This window comes from Pseudonocardia kujensis, from assembly GCF_021283305.1.
Lineage (GTDB): Bacteria > Actinomycetota > Actinomycetes > Mycobacteriales > Pseudonocardiaceae > Pseudonocardia > Pseudonocardia kujensis.
Genome location: NZ_JAJSOK010000054.1, coordinates 12,992 through 29,104, shown reverse-complemented (window position 1 = coordinate 29,104; position 16,113 = coordinate 12,992). Strand labels below are relative to the sequence as shown.

Genomic DNA, 16,113 nt, shown 5'->3' with positions numbered 1-16,113 from the left:
ATACGTAGTTCCGGTACGGCTCAGGACCCGGTGCAGGCCGAGGTCCGACCGCAGTAGGGATCCATGACGCGCTCGACGACCCGCCCCGCCAGCGTCGTGGATCCATGACGCGCTCGACGACCCGTCCCGGCAGCGTCATGGATCCCTGCTCGGTCCGGCTGCGCGGTCGGTCGCCCGCGTCGGTCACTCGGCCTCGAGGTCGCCCTCGGTCTCCAGGTAGGCCTGCCGCAACGCGTCGAGCGTGGCCTGCTCCGGCGCCTCCCACAGCCCGCGCTCCACCGCCTCGAGCAGGCGCTCGGCCATGCCGTGCAACGCCCACGGGTTCGACTCGGACAGGAACTTCCGGTTGTCCAGGTCGAGGACGTAGGACTCGGTGAGCTTCTCGTACTGCCAGTCCGCGACGACACCGGTCGTGGCGTCCCAGCCGAACAGGTAGTCGACGGTGGCCGCCATCTCGAAGGCGCCCTTGTACCCGTGCCGGCGCATGGCCTCGATCCAGCGCGGGTTGACCACCCGGGCGCGGAAGACGCGGGCGGTCTCCTCGTGCAGGGTCCGGGTCCGGACGGCGTCGGGCCGGGTCGAGTCGCCGACGTACGCCTCGGGCGCGGTGCCGGTCAGCGTGCGGACGGTCGCGACCATGCCGCCGTGGTACTGGTAGTAGTCGTCCGAGTCGGCGATGTCGTGCTCGCGGGTGTCGGTGTTCTTGGCCGCCACCGCGATCCGCCGGTAGGCCGTCTCCATGTCGTCCCGCGCGGGGGCGCCGTCCAGCCCGCGGCCGTAGGCGTAGCCGCCCCAGGTCGTGTAGACCTCGGCGAGGTCGGCGTCGTCGCGCCAGTTCCTGGAGTCGACGAGCTGCAGCAGCCCCGCGCCGTACGTGCCGGGCTTGGAACCGAAGATCCGCGTGGTGGCGCGGCGCCGGTCGCCCGTGCGCTGCTCGTCCTGCGTGACGTGTGCGCGCACGAAGTTCTGCTCGGCGGTCTCGTCCAGGTCGCCGACGAGCTGGACTGCGTCGTCGAGCAGGGCCAGGACGTGCGGGAACGCGTCCCGGAAGAAGCCGGAGATGCGGACCGTCACGTCGATGCGCGGGCGGCCGAGCTCCTCGAGGTCGATCACCTCGAGCGTCGTGACGCGCCGGGACATCTCGTCCCACACGGGCCGGACGCCGAGGAGCGCGAAGACCTCCGCCACGTCGTCGCCGCTGGTCCGCATGGCGGAGGTGCCCCACACCGACAGGCCGACCGACCGCGGGTACTCGCCGTCGTGGTCGCGGCGGTAGCGGTCGACGAGGGACTCCGCCATCGCCTGCCCGGTCTCCCAGGCCAGCCGGCTCGGCACCGCCTTCGGGTCCACCGAGTAGAAGTTCCGGCCGGTCGGGAGGACGTTGATCAGCCCGCGCAGAGGGCTCCCCGACGGCCCTGCCGGGACGAACCCGCCGTCCAGCGCGTGCAGGACGCGGTCGATCTCGTGCGCGGTCTCCGCCAGCCGCGGCACGATCTCGCTCGCCGCGAACCGCAGGATCCGCTCCACGGTCGCCGCCCTGTCCGTCCCGTCGGAGTGTTCGAAGCTCCCGACTCGCGCTGCCGAAGCTCCCGACTCGCGGTGCTGTTCCTCCCGACTCGCGGGATCCTGCTGCCCGTTCCGCGAGTCGGGAGTTCCTGCAGCGCGAGTCGGGACTTCCGGGCTGCCGAGTCGCGCGCTCACCACCGCCGAGGCGGCGTCGGGGTCCCAGCCGGCGGCCTCCATGTCGGCGACCAGGGCGTGGGCCAGCTGCTCGATCTCGTCGACGACGCCACGCGCCTCGGTGCCGTCCTCGACCAGGCCGAGGGCCTCGCGCAGGCCGGGGACGTTCTGCTCGCCGCCCCACATCTGCCGGGCGCGGAGCATCGCGAGGACCAGGTCGACCCGTGTGTCGCCCTCCGGAGCCGCCGCGAGCACGTGCAGGCCGTCCCGGATCTGGACGTCCTTGATCTCGCACAGCCAGCCGTCGACGTGCAGGAGCATGTCGTCGAACTCGGCCTCGTGCGGGCGCTGGTCGAGCCCCAGGTCGTGGTCCATCTTCGCCGCGGTCATCAGCGTCCAGATCTGCTGGCGGATCGCGGGGAGCTTGGCCGGGTCGAGCGCGGAGACGTTGGCGTGTTCGTCGAGCAGCTGCTCCAGCCGGGAGATGTCGCCGTAGGTCTCGGCACGGGCCATCGGCGGGATCAGGTGGTCGACGAGCGTGGCGTGCGCCCGCCGCTTGGCCTGGGTGCCCTCGCCCGGGTCGTTGACCAGGAACGGGTAGATCAGCGGGAGGTCACCGAGGGCTGCGTCCGTGCCGCAGGAGGCGGACATGCCCAGGGTCTTGCCCGGCAGCCACTCCAGGTTGCCGTGCTTCCCGATGTGGACGATCGCGTGCGCGCCGAACCCGCCGTCGCTCTCCCGGGCGGCGAGCCACCGGTAGGCCGCCAGGTAGTGGTGCGAGGGCGGCAGGTCCGGGTCGTGGTAGATCGCGACCGGGTTCTCGCCGAAGCCGCGGGGCGGCTGGACGATCAGCGTGACGTTCCCGGACCGCAGCGCCGCGACGACGATGTCGCCGTCCTGGACGTAGTGCTCACCCGGCGGCTGCCCCCAGTGCTCGATCACACCGGAACGGAAGTCCTCCGGGAGCGTGTCGAACCACTGCTGGTACTGCGCGGCGGAGATCCGGATCGGGTTGCCCGCCAGCTTCTCCTCGGTCAGCCAGTCCGGGTCCTGCCCGCCGGCCTCGATGAGGGCGTGGATGAGGGCGTCGCCGTCGCCCGCCACCACGCCGGGGAACTCGCCGACGTCGTAGCCCGCGCGGTCCATGGCCTGCAGCAGGGCGACGGTCGAGGCGGGAGTGTCCAGACCGACCGCGTTGCCGATCCGCGCGTGCTTGGTCGGGTACGCGCTGAGCATCAGCACGATCCTCTTGTCCGCGTTGGGAATCCGCCGCAGCTCGGCGTGCCGGACGGCGATGCCGGCGACCCGCGCGGCCCGCTCCTTGTCCGGGACGTAGACCGACAGCCCGTCCGGGTCGACCTCCTTGAACGAGAACGGCACGGTGATCAGCCGGCCGTCGAACTCGGGCACGGCGACCTGGGTGGCGACGTCGAGCGGGGACAGCCCGTCGTCGTTGGAGTCCCAGGCGGCGCGGCTGGAGGTGAGACAGAGGCCCTGCAGGATCGGAACGTCGAGCGCGGCGAGCTCCGCGACGTCCCACTCCTCGTCCTCGCCGCCCGCCTGCGCGTGCGCGGGCTTGGTCCCGCCGGCCGCGAGCACGGTGACCACCATCGCGTCGACCTGCTTCAGCGTCTCCAGCAGCGCGGCCGGGGCCTGACGCAGCGAGGCACAGAAGATCGGCAGCGGTGTGGCGCCCTCGGCCTCGATCGCGCGGCAGAGGGCCTCGACGTACGCGGTGTTCCCGGCGAGCTGCTGGGCGCGGTAGTAGAGCACCGCGACGGTCGGGCCCTGCGCGGGAGCCGTGTCGTCGGTTCGGGGACGCTCCAGCACTCCCCATTCGGGCAGGGCGAGCGGCGGCGCGAAGCCCTCGCCGGTGAGCAGCACCGTGTCGGACAGGAAGGCGTGCAGCTGGCGGAGGTTGCCGGCCCCGCCCTGCGCGAGGTAGGTGTGCGCCTCGGCCGCGACGCCGGCGGGGACGGTGGACAGCTCCATCATCTCGGCGTCGGGCGCCATCTCGCCGCCGAGCGCGACGAGCGGGGTCCCGGAGGCGCGCAGGAGGTCCAGGCCCTCCTCCCAGTACCGGTACCCGCCCAGCACCCGCACCACGACGACGGCGGCCTCGGCGACCATCGCCGGCAGCTCGTCGAGCAGCACGCGGTTGGGGTTGGCCAGGCGGAAGTCGGCGCCGGAGGCCCGGGCGGAGAGAAGGTCGGTGTCGGAGGTCGAGAGCAGCAGGATCCGCCCCGGGCCGCCGGAGGTCGGGGCAGCAGTCATCGATCGTCCTCTCCTGCGGGATCCGCGTCCCGGGTCGGTGGGTGGTGCGCGGCGCGCGGGTCAGTGTCCTGGCTCCCGGATCCGCGCTCGCCCCGGCCTTCCAGGTCTCCCCGTGGCCGTCCGTGCGGGGTCTGCTCCCCGGTGACAGTGGCGGGACCGCGCCGGACTCGCACCGGTCTTCCTGGTCCCGCTCGCCGTATGCGGTTGTCTCGGGCCCACTCTCCGCAACGGGATCACTCCGCGTCAAGCCGCCCGGTTCGTGTTTACAGTGCCTGCTGTGCCCCACCCGCCACCGACCCGGGCTGCCGTGCCCACCCCTCCTCCGGCCGCCCGCACGCGCGCCGACGCCTGCCCCGGCGTGCTCGCCCCGCACGACGCGGCCGACGGCGCCCTGGCCCGCGTCCGCCTGCCGGGCGGGGTGGTCGCGGCGGCCCAGCTACGGGTGCTCGCGGCGTGCGCCGAGGAGCTGGGCGACGGCGCGGTGCACCTCACCTCACGGGGGAACCTGCAGCTCAGAGGGCTGGACCGGGAGGACCCGCGGCTCGTCTCGCGGCTCACCGCGGCCGGCCTGGTCCCGGCACCGACGCACGAACGGGTGCGCAACGTCCTGGCCTCGCCGCTGTCCGGCCTGACCGGCGGACGGGCCGACGTCCGGGGCCTGGCCCGCGCCCTCGACGAGGCCCTCTGCACCCGTCCCGCGCTCGCCGACCTGCCCGGCCGGTTCCTGTTCGCCCTCGACGACGGGTCAGGTGATGTCGCGGCCGAGCGACCGGACCTCTGCTGGGTCGCGACCGCCGCCGACGAGGGTTTCCTGCAGGTCGCCGGGGTGTCGACGGCCGTGACGTGCGCTCCCACCGCCGCTCCCGCCCTGCTCGTCGCCGCCGCTGAGGTCTTTCTCACCCTCCGCGAGGAGGAGCGGGCGGGCTGCACGGGTGCCTGGCGCGCCGCCGAGGTCCCGGACGCCCCGGCCCGCATCGCCGCCGCCCTCCTCCGCGAGTCGGGAGATCCGGCACCGGGAGCCGCGAGCTCCGGCGGCGCGAGCCGCGAGATCCCCCAGCGCGAGTCGGGAGTCCTTGAAGCGCGAGTCGCGAGTTCCGGCGCCGCGAGTCGCGCGCTCCCGCACCCCGGGACGCGCACGCCGATCGGCCCGATCCCCCGCGACGACGGCGGCGAGGCCCTCGGCGTCGCCCCCGTGCTGGGCGAGATCTCGGCCGCGCAGCTGCGCGGGCTCGCCGCCGCGGCACCCGAGACGATCGTGACGCCCTGGCGCACGCTCGTGCTGCCCGACCCCGCGCCCGACGCCCGGCAACGCCTGCGTGCCCACGGGTTCGTGCTCGCGGCCGACGCGCCCGCCCTGGCCGTCAGCGCCTGCGCCGGCCGCCCCGGGTGCGCGAAGTCGCACGCCGACGTCCGGGCCGACGTCCGGGCCGTGCTCGCCGGGACCGGTGCCCTGCCCCGCGCCCACGTCGTCGGCTGCGTGCGGCGGTGCGGGGCGCCGCACGAGGCCCACCTCGACGTCGTCGCCCTGCCCGACGGCACCTACCGCCTCGACGACCGGACCGTCCCCGACCTCTCCACCGCCCTCACGCCGACCCCCGCAGGAGACACCCCCGCATGACCAGCGACTACATCCGCGACGGCGCGGAGATCTACCGGCGGAGCTTCGCCACGATCCGGGCCGAGGCCGACCTGTCGGCCTTCCCGCCCGAGGTGGCGGACGTGGTGGTGCGGATGATCCACGCGTGCGGCCAGGTCGACCTCACCGGCGACGTCGGCTTCTCCCCCGCCGTCGTGACGGCCGCGCGCAAGGCCCTGCAGGACGGCGCCCCGATCCTGTGCGACGCGATGATGGTCTCCTCCGGCGTCACCCGGGCGAGGCTGCCCAAGGACAACGAGGTCGTGTGCACGCTGCGCGACCCGCGCGTGCCGGACCTGGCCCGCGAGCTGGGCAACACCCGCTCCGCCGCGGCGCTGGAGCTGTGGCGCGACAAGCTCGACGGCGCGGTGGTCGCGATCGGCAACGCGCCGACCGCGCTGTTCCACCTCCTCGACATGATCGACGCCGGCGCGCCCCGTCCGGCTGCGATCCTCGGCATCCCCGTCGGCTTCATCGGCGCCGCGGAGTCCAAGGAGGCGCTCGCCGCCCGCACCGACCTCGAGTACCTCGTGGTCCACGGCCGGCGCGGCGGCTCGGCCATCACCGCGGCGGCGCTCAACGCCCTCGCGAGTGACCAAGAGATCCTGGCAGAGCGGGAGATCCAGGCATGAGCGAGCTCGCGAGCGAGTCCTCGGTACCGCCCGGGACCCTCTACGGCGTGGGCCTCGGCCCCGGTGACCCCGACCTCGTCACGATCAAGGCGGCCCGCCTCATCGGCGCCGCGGACGTGATCGCCTACCACTCGGCCCGGCACGGCCGCTCGATCGCGCGCCGCATCGCCGAGCCGCACCTGCGCGGCGACCAGATCGAGGAGGCGCTGGTCTACCCGGTCACGACCGAGACGGTCGACCACCCGGGGGGCTACCAGGGCGCGATCGACGAGTTCTACGCCGAGGCCGCCGAGCGCCTGGCCGCGCACCTCGACGCCGGCCGGGACGTGGTGCTGCTGGCCGAGGGCGACCCGCTCTTCTACGGCTCCTACATGCACATGCACAAGCGACTGGCGGGCCGGTTCCGCGCCGAGGTGGTGCCGGGTGTGACCTCCGTGAGCGCCGCCGCGGCCGCGCTCGGGCAGCCGCTGGTGGAGCGCGACGAGGTCCTCACCGTGCTGCCGGGCACGCTGCCCCGCGAGGTGCTCGCCGAGCGTCTGCGCACCACCGACTCCGCGGCCGTCATGAAGCTGGGGAGGACCTTCGCGAACGTCCGCGGGGCGTTCGAGGACGCCGGCAAGCTCGACCGCGCCCAGTTCGTCGAGCGGGCCACGATGGACGGGCAGCGCACCGGCGCGCTCGGCGACATCGACCCCGGGTCCGTGCCGTACTTCTCCCTCGCCGTGCTGCCCGGCGAGGTGGCCGCCCGCATCCCCGACGACGCCGAGCAGCGCGCCGAGAGCCAGCAGAGCGCCGAGACCGAGCAGTGCGCCGAGGCCGGGACCGGGCCCGTTCCCGTGCCCGAGGAGCGGGTCACCGGGCGCGGCGAGGTCGTCGTCGTCGGGACCGGGCCGGCCGGGCGGGACTGGCTGACCCCGCAGGTCGCGGCCGCCCTCGCGGCCGCCGACGACCTCGTCGGCTACGGCCCCTATCTGGACCGGGTGCCGCCGAACCCGCGCCAGACCCGGCACGCCAGTGACAACCGCGTCGAGGCCGAGCGGGCCGCGCACGCGCTCGACCTGGCCGCATCGGGCCGGGCCGTGGCCGTGGTCAGCGCGGGCGACCCGGGTGTCTTCGCGATGGCCACCGCGGTGCTCGAGGTGGCGTCCGAGCCGAAGTACCTCGACGTCCCGGTGCGCGTGCTGCCCGGGCTGACCGCCGCCCAGGCCGTCGCCGCGGCGGTCGGCGCCCCGCTCGGCCACGACTACGCGATGATCTCGCTCTCCGACCGGCTCAAGCCGTGGGAGACCGTCGTCGACCGGCTCGTGCACGCCGCGCAGGCCGACCTGGCGATCGCGATCTACAACCCGCGGTCCAAGGCCCGCCCGTGGCAGGTCGGCGCCGCCCGGGACGTCCTGCTGGAGCACCGGGCCGCGGAGACCCCCGTCGTGCTCGGGCGCGACGTCGGCGGCGCCGGCGAGCGCCTGACGATCACCACGCTCGCCGACCTCGACCCCGAGCTGGTCGACATGCGCACACTGCTGATCATCGGGTCGTCGACCACCCGGGTGGTCACCCGCGGCGGCCGCCCGACGGTCTTCACCCCGCGCCACTACGGCGGCTGAGCGCGAGTCGGCACTCCCACGCGACCGAGTGTGCGGTCCCGGGCGGCCGGAACGTGTCCTTCGGCCCCGAGGGTGCCGACTCGCGGGATCAGAGGCGGGCGACGGCCTCCGCGGGCGTCGCCACGACGGGGACGCCGGGCGGGAGCGGGGGGCGGTCGACCATCACGACCGGCACGCCCAGGGCGCGGGCGGCGGTCAGCTTGGCCGCCGTGTCCGCGCCACCCGAGTCCTTGGTCACCAGCACGTCGACGGCGTGCTTGCGCAGGAGCGCCGTCTCGCCGTCGACGGTGAACGGGCCGCGGGCCAGGATCGAGTGCATCCGCGCCGGCACGGGCGGGTCGGGCGGGTCGACCGAGCGGACGAGGAACCACAGGTCCAGCCCGGCGAACGCCGCCAGGTCCTGACGTCCGGTCGTCAGGAACGCCCGGGAGCCCAGGTCCGGCAGCACCTCCGCCGCCGCGGCGAGCGAGGACACGCGGTGCCACCGGTCGCCCGGCTGCGCGGTCCAGCCGGGACGGCGCAGGATCGTCAGGGGGACAGCGGTCTGCGCGCAGGCGGCCGCGGCGTGGGCCGTCATGCCGGCGGCGAAGGGGTGCGTGGCGTCGACGACGTGCGTGACCGCCTGCTCCCGCAGGTAGGCGACCAGCCCGGCGATCCCGCCGAACCCGCCGATCCGCACCTCGCCGGGAGGCAGCCGGGGCGAGCGGACCCGCCCGGCCAGGGACGAGACGACCGAGTCCGACGGTCCGCTCCTCGACCGGAGGAGCTCCGCGAGCGCTCGGCCGTCGGAGGTCCCGCCCAGGATCAGGACCCGGCGCGGCACCTGGTGTCCGAGTACAGGTGGCTGTCCGGGAACTGCTCCGCGGCGAGCGCGGGCCCGACGATGATCACCGCGGTGCGCCGGATGCCGGCCTCCTGCACCGCGTGGGCGATGTCGTCGAGCCGCCCGCGCAGCACGATCTCGTGGTCCCGGCTGGCGTGGGCGACCACGGCGGCCGGGCAGTCGGCGCCGTACGAGGGCGCCAGCTCCTTCACCACCTCGTCGATGCGGTGCACGGCCAGGTGCAGCACCAGCGTGCCGCCGGCCGTGCCCAGCGCCTCGAGGGACTCCCCCTCGGGCATCGGGGTGGCCCGCGCCGCGATCCGGGTCAGCGTGACGGTCTGGGCGACCGTCGGGACCGTCAGCTCGCGCCTGAGCGCGGCCGCCGCCGCGGCGTAGGCCGGCACCCCGGGGGTGACGTCGTAGGGCACGCCGGCGGCGTCGAGCCGGCGCATCTGCTCGGCCATCGCCGAGAAGACCGACGGGTCACCGGAGGCCAGTCGCGCGACGTCGAGACCGTGCTCGTGGGCCCGCACCATCTCGTCGACGATCTCGGCCAGCGTCATGAGCGCGGTGTCGACGGTCCGGGCGTCGGCCGGGCAGAGCTCCAGCATCTCCGGCGGGACCAGCGAGCCCGCGTAGAGACACACGGGCGAGGCCGCGATGAGGTCGCGGGCGCGGATCGTCAGCAGGTCGACGGCACCGGGGCCGGCGCCGATGAAGTGCACGGTCATGCTGCTCGCTCCGGCAGGCTGCGTTCGGTCACAGGTCGGCGCTCCAGATCGTGACGGGCATCGCGGGTTTCCAGCCGAGGAACCCGCCCACGGGTTCGGCGCGGGCGACCTGCAGCCGCACGAGCGTGCCGCCGAACCGGTCGTGCGCGGCGGCGAGCGCGGCCTCGGACTCCACGGTCACGCCGTTGGCCACCAGCCGGCCGCCCGGGGGCAGGGCCTCCACGCAGGCCTCGAGGACGCCCGCGCGGGTGAGGCCGCCGCCGATGAACACGGCGTCGGGCGGGGGCAGCTCGGCGAGCACCGCGGGGGCGCGGCCGGTCACCACCCGCAGGGCGGGCACGCCGAGCGTCGCCGCGTTGTGCCGGATGCGCTGCGCGCGTTCGGGGTGCGACTCCACGGCGACCGCCCAGCAGGAGCGGTGGGCGCGCATCCACTCGATCGCGATGCTGCCGGCGCCGGCGCCGACGTCCCAGAGCGTCTGGCCGGGGCGCGGGGCGAGGTGGGCGAGGGTGACGGCGCGGACCTCACGCTTGGTGAGCTGCCCGTCGTGGTCGTAGGCCGCGTCGGGCAGGCCGGGGACCTCGCCGAGCACCCGCGCGCCGGGCCCGGCGGCGCACTCCACGGCGACGACGTTGAGCGCGTCGCCCTCGGGGTGCAGCCAGTCCCGCGCCGTCCCCGAGTAGCTGCGCTCCCCCGGACCGCCGAGCTGCTCCAGCACGGTGAGCCGGCTGGGGCCGTAGCCGTCCGCGGTGAGCTGGGCGGCGACGAGCGCGGGTGAGGCGGCGCCGGCGCTGAGCACGAGGATCCGCCGGCCGGGGCTCACCGAGCGGCGCAGCCGTTCCACCGGGCGGCCGACGACGCTCACCACCTCGACGTCCTCGCTCGGCCAGCCCAGCCGTGCGCAGGCCAGGGTGACCGAGGACGGGTGCGGGATCACGTGCATGTGCTCGGCGCCGACCGTGCGGGCCAGCGTCGCGCCCAGGCCGAAGAACATCGGGTCGCCGGAGGCCAGCGCGCACAGCCGCTGCCCGGCATACCTCGCCAGCAGCCCCGGCAGGGCCGGGACCAGCGGCGACGGCCATGCCACCAGCTCGGCCTCGACCTTGCCCGCCACCAGGTCCAGCTGGCGCGGTCCGCCGAGGACCACCTCGGCCGCCGCGAGGGTCTCCTGGGCCGTGCCCGCGAGCCCGGACCAGCCGTCCGCCCCGATCCCGACGACGGTGACCGCCGGTCCCTCGTGCGCACCCGTGTCCACGGGTGCAGACCATACGGGGCGGCCCGGTGAGCACGGCCGGAGTCGTGGGCGGGAGCACGGCGGGACGGGCCGCCGGGTGCCACGATCGCCGGCATGGCTCCCGCGACGACGGTCTTCGACGTCAACGAGACCCTCTCCGACCTGCGCCCGCTCGCCGACCGGTTCACCGAGCTCGGCGCCCCCGAGCACCTCGCGCCCCTCTGGTTCGCGAGCACCCTGCGCGAGGGGATCGCGCTGGCCGCCGCGGGCGACTACCGGCCCTTCGCCGAGGTGGCCCGGGAGACCGCGCAGGACCTCCTGGCGCCCTACACCTCCGACGAGGACGCACCCGACCATGTGATCAGGGGGTTCCTCGGGCTGCCGTTGCACCCGGACGTCGTCGAGGGGGTCCGCCGGCTGCGGGCGGCCGGCTCCCGGCTGGTCACCCTGTCCAACGGCTCGGCCTCGGTCGCCGAGCGGCTGCTCGGCGAGGCCGGGATCCGGGGCGAGTTCGACCACGTGCTCTCGGTCGACGACGCCGGGATCTGGAAGCCGGCCGCCGGCGCCTACGAGTTCGCGGCACGGGTGTGCCGGAAGGAACCCGGCGAGCTGCTGATGGTCGCCGTGCACCCGTGGGACCTGCACGGCGCCGCGGCGGCCGGGATGCGCACGGCGTGGCTCGACCGCGACGCCCGCCGCTACCCCGGACACGTGCGGGCGCCGGACCACCGGGTGCCGACCGTCGGGGCGCTGGCCGAGCTCCCGGGTTGAGCCCCCCGCACCCGATAGGGGCCGGACCGGGGGTTCCGGACAAGGCCGGGTCAAGGGCGGACCGCCCTTTCCCCACCTTCTGCGACCCTTTCCCCATGAAATGGTAAAACCAACGGGAGAAACGCGCCGCCGGACCGGCTCGCACCCTTTTTCCGAACCGTCCGATTGCGCCCGAGAAAGGGAGTCGATGCAGGTCGAACGGGTGGATCGGGCGCCCGGCCGCCCCATTGTCGGAATTGCCGCACCGTCCCCGCACGGCCACCACGGGAAAAGGGGATCACGCCCGATCCCCTCCGCGGCCCCCGTTCCTAACGTCGTCACCGAACCGCCCACCGAGGGCGAGCCGCACGACGACATCCGGGAGACCACGTGGCCACCACGACCCTGCTCGACCTGCTGATGAACCTGCTCAAGGACCCCGCCGAGCAGCAGGCGTTCCTCGCGAACCCGACCGGCTACCTCCAGGAGTGCGGGCTCGCCGACCTCTCCCCCGAGGACATCAAGGACGCGGTGACCCTCGCCGCCGACAGCCCGCACCACGACTGGGACGGGCACGGCCACCACGACCTCCCGCCGGCCCCGCCCGTGCACCACCACCACGACTCCGGCGACCACGACCCGCACACCGAGGCGGCCAACTACCTGAAGACCTACATCACCAACACCTTCGTCGACGACCGCCGGACCTTCATCGACCAGTCCTTCCACCAGGACATCGACACCCACGGCGGCGACGTCGACCAGCGCATCGACCTGCACCAGACCACCGCGACCGGGGACGGCGCCGTCGCGGTCGGCGGCGACAACCGGGCGCCGGTGGCGACCGGTGACCACGCCGTGGCCGGCTGGGGCAACGAGGTCGTGAACGGCGACGACAACGCCGCCTCCTTCGGCACCGGCTCGGCGGTCAACCAGTCCGGCGCCAGCGCCGACCACGGCGGCGCGCTCTCCGGCACCGGCCCGGCTAACGGCACTTTCACCGACAGCAACGACCACCTGTCGAACTTCGGCTCGGGCTCGCTGGCGGACAAGGGCGGCGACGCGAGCCAGACGAACTCGCACAACGACACGTCGACCGACAGCCACGACGACAACCACACCGACTCGCACAACGACGGCCACGTCGACAGCGGGCACAACGACACCGACACCACCGTGTCCGACGACCACTCGTACCAGGACGACCACACCGTCACGGACGACCACACGGTCCACAACAACCCGGTCGACGACCACTCCGTCGACCACTCGTTCGACCTGCACACCTGATCGGACCGGGTGCGGAGCGCCGCGAACGCACCCGCCCCGACCCGGGACCCCGACCGCCGCGCTCGGCGGCCGGGGTCCCGCCCTGCGCGGGTCGGGGTGTGCGCTCGCGCGAGTCGCGCCCAGGGCCCCGCGAGTCGCGCGCTCCGGCACCGCAAGTCGCGCGCTCCGGCACCGCGAGTCGCGAGATTCGGCACCGCGAGTCGCGCGCTCCGGCACCGCGAGTCGCGAGATTCGGCACCGCGAGTCGCGCGCTCCGGCACCGCGGGTCGGGATGTGGCCCTTCCCGCGCTCGGCCGCTCGACCGGGTCCCGATCCGGTGTGATGGTCGTCGCGGCGGCAGAGTGTCGACCATGCACGTTCCCGCGCATGCGGCGCCGGACGCCCGCCCGGCACCGGACCCGACACCGGATCCCGCTCCGGTCCTCCGCGCCGCCGGCCTGGTCCTGCGCACCCGCCGCGGCCCCGTGTTCGGCGCCGTCGACGTCGACCTCGCCCCCGGCGGCCTGCTCTCCGTGCACGGCCCCGCCGGCAGCGGCCGCACGATGCTGCTGCTCGCGCTGTGCGGCCGGGCGGCGGTGTCCGGCGGCACGCTGACGGTCGCGGGTACCTCCCGTCCCCGGGAGATCCGCCGCGTCACCGCCTTCGCCGGCGCCGAGGGCGTCGCGGGTCCGGAGCCCGAGCTGACCGTCGGTCGCCAGGAGCGGGAACCCGCCGGCCCGACGCCGCTCTCGCTCGACGACACCGCCGCCGTCCTCGGGCTGACCCTGCACCGCGACCGGCCGGTCGGCGAGCTGCCCGTGCTCTCCCGGATCCTGCTCGCGGCCGCCCTGGCCGCCCGGCGTGCCCCGGCCGTCCTCCTGCTCGACGACGCCGACGCCGGCCTCACCCCCGAGCAGCGGCTCCGCCTCGCCGTCGCCCTGCGCGCGCTCGCCGACAGCGGCCCCGCGGTCGTCGCGTCCGGCACCGACCCGCTCCCGGGCGCCGACGCCCACCTCCCGCTCGGGACCGCCCTCACCGAGCACCCGGCCGCGGACCCGAGCGGCCCCGACCGGCCGGTCGACACGGCCCTCGACCCCGTCGCAGCCGGCCCCACGGCAGCTCCCCCGACAGATCCCACCGCCGGCCCGGCTCCCGTCACCCCCACCCACGGCCGCCACGAGAAGGACGGACCGCTCCCGTGACCGCGTTCCGGCTCGCCGCCTCCGAGATCCGCCGTTTCCGCACCCCGCTGCAGCGCGTCGCGCTGGTCTTCGCGGTCTGCGTCCCGCTGCTCTACGGCGCCCTCTACCTCTGGTCCAACTGGGACCCCTACAACCGCCTCGACGAGATCCCGGTCGCCGTCGTGAACGAGGACACCCCGGTCACGGCCGACGGCAAGCAGGTCGACGCCGGCGGGCTGTTCGTCGACCAGCTGAAGGCGGACCCGATCTTCGACTGGCGGTTCGTCGGCGCCGCCGAGGCCGACCGCGGCGTGCACGAGGGCGACTACTACTTCGAGATCGTCGTGCCCGCGGACTTCAGCGCGAAGCTCGCCAGCGGGGCCACCGGCACGCCCCAGCGCGCGTCGATGCAGATCGTGCTCAACGACGCGAACGGCTACGTCGTCGGGAAGATGGCCCAGACCGTGCAGTCCGAGCTGCAGAACCGGATCGACGCGGCCGCCGTCTCCGCCTACTTCCAGTCCGTGTTCGGCAACCTGGACCGGCTGCGTGCGGGCGTCACGCAGGCGGCCGACGGCGCGGCGCAGCTCCGCGACGGGGCGAACCAGGCCCACGGCGGCAGCACCGCCCTGCTCGACGGCCTGGGCCGGCTGCAGACCGGCGCCGACCAGCTCGCGCCGGGCGCGCGGCAGGTCGCCGACGGCGACGCGAAGATCGCCGACGTCGTCGTCCCGCTGGCGAACCGGGTCGCCGACGCGATCCCGGCCGTCGCGGCCGCCGCGCCGGACGCCGCGACCCGCGCCGAGGACGTCACCACCCGGGCGGCCGACGCCGCGTCCGCGGTCGCCGGCGGCGCCGACTCGGTGCAGGCCGCGCTGACCGCCCTCGGGCAGCAGAACCCGGAGCTGACGGGGCAGCCCGCCTACCAGGCCGCCGTGGCCGCCGCGGGGCGCGCCGCGACCCGCACCCAGGACGTCTCCGCGCGGGCGGGGCAGGTCCGGGACGTGACCGCGACCGTCGCCGACCGGGCCCGCGACCTCGCCGCCGACGCGCCCCGCCTGCAGCAGGAGGCCCGTCGGGCGGCCGCCGACGTGCAGGCACTGGCCGACGGCGCCGACCGGGTCGCCGACGGGGCCGAGCAGCTCCGTAGCGGGCTCGGCGACGCGACCACCGGCGCCCGGACGCTCGACAGCGGCATCGGCCTGCTGGCGACGGGCGCCGACCGGCTCGCGTCCGGGCTCGCGGGAGCCGTCGACGAGATCCCGGTGCTCGGCCCGGACCAGAGGGAGCGCGACGCGGCCACGCTCGCCTCGCCGGTCGAGGTCACGACGTCGAACCTCAATCCGGCCGTGGTGTACGGCAAGGGGATCGCCCCGCTGTTCTTCTCGATCGCGTTGTGGGTGTTCGGGATCGTGGCGTTCCTGCTGCTCGAGCCGCTGTCGGCGCGGGCACGGGCGAGCACGCTGCGGTCGTCGACGGTCGCGCTCGCGGGCCTGCTGCCCCCGCTCGGCGGTGCGCTGGTCGCCGCGGCCCTGCTGTACGGGTCGGTGGAGCTGGGCCTCGGGCTCGATCCGGCGCACCGCTGGGGCACGATCGGGCTGCTCGCGCTCGGCGCCACCGCGTTCATCGCGATCGCCCACATGCTGCGGGTGTGGCTGGGCGGGCTGGCGAGCGCGGTGATTCTCGTGTTGCTCGTCCTGCAGCTCACGACCTCGGGCGGGGTGTACCCGGTGGAGACGCTGCCGGCGCCGTTCCGCGCGTTGCACGCGGTGCTGCCGATGAGCTACCTGGTCGACGGGCTGCGGGTCACGCTCAGCGGGGGCAGCGGGACCCACCTGGCCCGCGATGTCGCGGTACTGGGCGGGTTCCTCGTCGGCACGCTGGCCCTGACGCTCGCCGGGACGGTGCGCAAGCGGCGGTGGTCGCTGACGGAGCTGAAGCCTCAGCTGGCGTTGTAGGAGCGGTCCAGGTGCGCGTAGTGCTTGGGCCGCAGCCGCATCGCGTGCACCACCCGCTCACCGGCCGGCCCGCGCTCGACCACGACCTCCAGCAGGTTGCGGTCCCCGTCGGGCCCGATGCACAGGGTCCGGTCCGGCGCCTGCGCCACCCGCCACAACGGCGCGGCGACGACCGCCCGGATGGCGTCGGCCGCGATGCCGTGCTTGAGCGCACCGGGCGTGATGTCCACGAACCGCAGCCTACGAGGCCGCCGAACAACCCCGGTCGTTGCGAGCGGCGTCCAGGTGGTGTCCGTGCAAGGCGCAGGCCGCAGCTCGTACCGGGCGTCTTCGCAAGGCCG

12 protein-coding genes and 1 riboswitch are annotated in these 16,113 nt (G+C 75.1%); of the genes, 7 read left to right on the top strand and 5 right to left on the bottom strand.

Translation table 11 applies throughout. The features are described 5' to 3' along the window. Positions 1-183 precede the first annotated feature (183 nt). A complete protein-coding gene (gene cobN / locus LWC35_RS28540) occupies positions 184-3,954 on the bottom strand; it encodes a cobaltochelatase subunit CobN (protein ID WP_232873366.1) in 3,771 nt (1,256 codons plus the stop codon). Positions 3,955-4,015: 61 nt separating this feature from the next. After that, positions 4,016-4,138: riboswitch (cobalamin riboswitch) on the bottom strand. A gap of 123 nt (positions 4,139-4,261) precedes the next feature. Here cobN and cobG point away from each other — a divergent pair. Genes cobG through LWC35_RS28525 form a run of 3 tightly spaced genes read left to right on the top strand, consistent with a single transcriptional unit; the run spans position 4,262 to position 7,826 of the window. Continuing rightward, on the top strand, positions 4,262-5,572 hold the full coding sequence (gene cobG / locus LWC35_RS28535) for a precorrin-3B synthase (RefSeq protein WP_232873365.1): 1,311 nt from the start codon (positions 4,262-4,264) through the stop codon (positions 5,570-5,572). Beyond that, complete coding sequence (locus LWC35_RS28530; RefSeq protein WP_232873364.1) at positions 5,569-6,222, top strand: precorrin-8X methylmutase; 654 nt, start codon at positions 5,569-5,571, stop codon at positions 6,220-6,222. The genes cobG and LWC35_RS28530 overlap by 4 nt, the downstream gene beginning before the upstream one ends. Then, positions 6,219-7,826, top strand: coding sequence for a precorrin-2 C(20)-methyltransferase (locus tag LWC35_RS28525; protein ID WP_232873363.1), 1,608 nt, complete (start codon positions 6,219-6,221; stop codon positions 7,824-7,826). The genes LWC35_RS28530 and LWC35_RS28525 overlap by 4 nt, the downstream gene beginning before the upstream one ends. An 88-nt stretch (positions 7,827-7,914) precedes the next feature. On the opposite strand, the gene LWC35_RS28520 is transcribed toward LWC35_RS28525, so the two are convergent. The 3 genes from LWC35_RS28520 to cbiE are packed head-to-tail and all read right to left on the bottom strand — an operon-like array spanning position 7,915 to position 10,635. Then, positions 7,915-8,649, bottom strand: a complete 735-nt coding sequence (locus tag LWC35_RS28520) for a cobalt-precorrin-6A reductase (protein WP_232873362.1) — start codon at positions 8,647-8,649, stop codon at positions 7,915-7,917. Further along, positions 8,631-9,380 carry a precorrin-4 C(11)-methyltransferase gene (cobM, locus tag LWC35_RS28515; RefSeq protein ID WP_232873361.1) on the bottom strand — a complete coding sequence of 250 codons (750 nt, stop codon included), beginning with the start codon at positions 9,378-9,380 and terminating at the stop codon, positions 8,631-8,633. Before cobM ends, LWC35_RS28520 begins: the two co-directional genes overlap by 19 nt. A gap of 28 nt (positions 9,381-9,408) precedes the next feature. Further along, complete coding sequence (gene cbiE, locus LWC35_RS28510) at positions 9,409-10,635, bottom strand: precorrin-6y C5,15-methyltransferase (decarboxylating) subunit CbiE (RefSeq protein WP_232873360.1); 1,227 nt, start codon at positions 10,633-10,635, stop codon at positions 9,409-9,411. Positions 10,636-10,728: 93 nt separating this feature from the next. Between cbiE and LWC35_RS28505 the strand changes: the two genes are divergently transcribed. The 4 genes from LWC35_RS28505 (at position 10,729) to LWC35_RS28490 (ending at position 15,772) form a co-directional block, all read left to right on the top strand. After that, the gene (locus LWC35_RS28505) at positions 10,729-11,385 is read left to right on the top strand and encodes a haloacid dehalogenase type II (protein WP_232873359.1); all 657 of its coding nucleotides are present in this window, start codon (positions 10,729-10,731) and stop codon (positions 11,383-11,385) included. 369 nt (positions 11,386-11,754) lie between these two features. Further along, on the top strand, positions 11,755-12,654 hold the full coding sequence (locus tag LWC35_RS28500; protein WP_232873358.1) for an IniB N-terminal domain-containing protein: 900 nt from the start codon (positions 11,755-11,757) through the stop codon (positions 12,652-12,654). 350 nt (positions 12,655-13,004) lie between these two features. Continuing rightward, on the top strand, positions 13,005-13,835 hold the full coding sequence (locus tag LWC35_RS28495) for an ATP-binding cassette domain-containing protein (RefSeq protein ID WP_232873357.1): 831 nt from the start codon (positions 13,005-13,007) through the stop codon (positions 13,833-13,835). After that, complete coding sequence (locus tag LWC35_RS28490; protein WP_232873356.1) at positions 13,832-15,772, top strand: YhgE/Pip family protein; 1,941 nt, start codon at positions 13,832-13,834, stop codon at positions 15,770-15,772. Before LWC35_RS28495 ends, LWC35_RS28490 begins: the two co-directional genes overlap by 4 nt. Here LWC35_RS28490 and LWC35_RS28485 read toward each other — a convergent pair. Next, the gene (locus LWC35_RS28485; RefSeq protein ID WP_232873355.1) at positions 15,757-16,002 is read right to left on the bottom strand and encodes a hypothetical protein; all 246 of its coding nucleotides are present in this window, start codon (positions 16,000-16,002) and stop codon (positions 15,757-15,759) included. The two genes, LWC35_RS28490 and LWC35_RS28485, sit on opposite strands and share 16 nt — an antisense overlap. Positions 16,003-16,113: the final 111 nt, after the last annotated feature.

What these genes read in the sequence shown, in the direction of transcription:
- cobN (WP_232873366.1), bottom strand. Translation starts at nt 3,954, where the DNA reads ATGACTGCTGCCCCGACCTCCGGCGGCCCGGGGCGGATCCTGCTGCTC.
- LWC35_RS28530 (WP_232873364.1), top strand. Translation starts at nt 5,569, where the DNA reads ATGACCAGCGACTACATCCGCGACGGCGCGGAGATCTACCGGCGGAGC.
- LWC35_RS28525 (WP_232873363.1), top strand. Translation starts at nt 6,219, where the DNA reads ATGAGCGAGCTCGCGAGCGAGTCCTCGGTACCGCCCGGGACCCTCTAC.
- cobM (WP_232873361.1), bottom strand. Translation starts at nt 9,380, where the DNA reads ATGACCGTGCACTTCATCGGCGCCGGCCCCGGTGCCGTCGACCTGCTG.
- LWC35_RS28505 (WP_232873359.1), top strand. Translation starts at nt 10,729, where the DNA reads ATGGCTCCCGCGACGACGGTCTTCGACGTCAACGAGACCCTCTCCGAC.
- LWC35_RS28495 (WP_232873357.1), top strand. Translation starts at nt 13,005, where the DNA reads ATGCACGTTCCCGCGCATGCGGCGCCGGACGCCCGCCCGGCACCGGAC.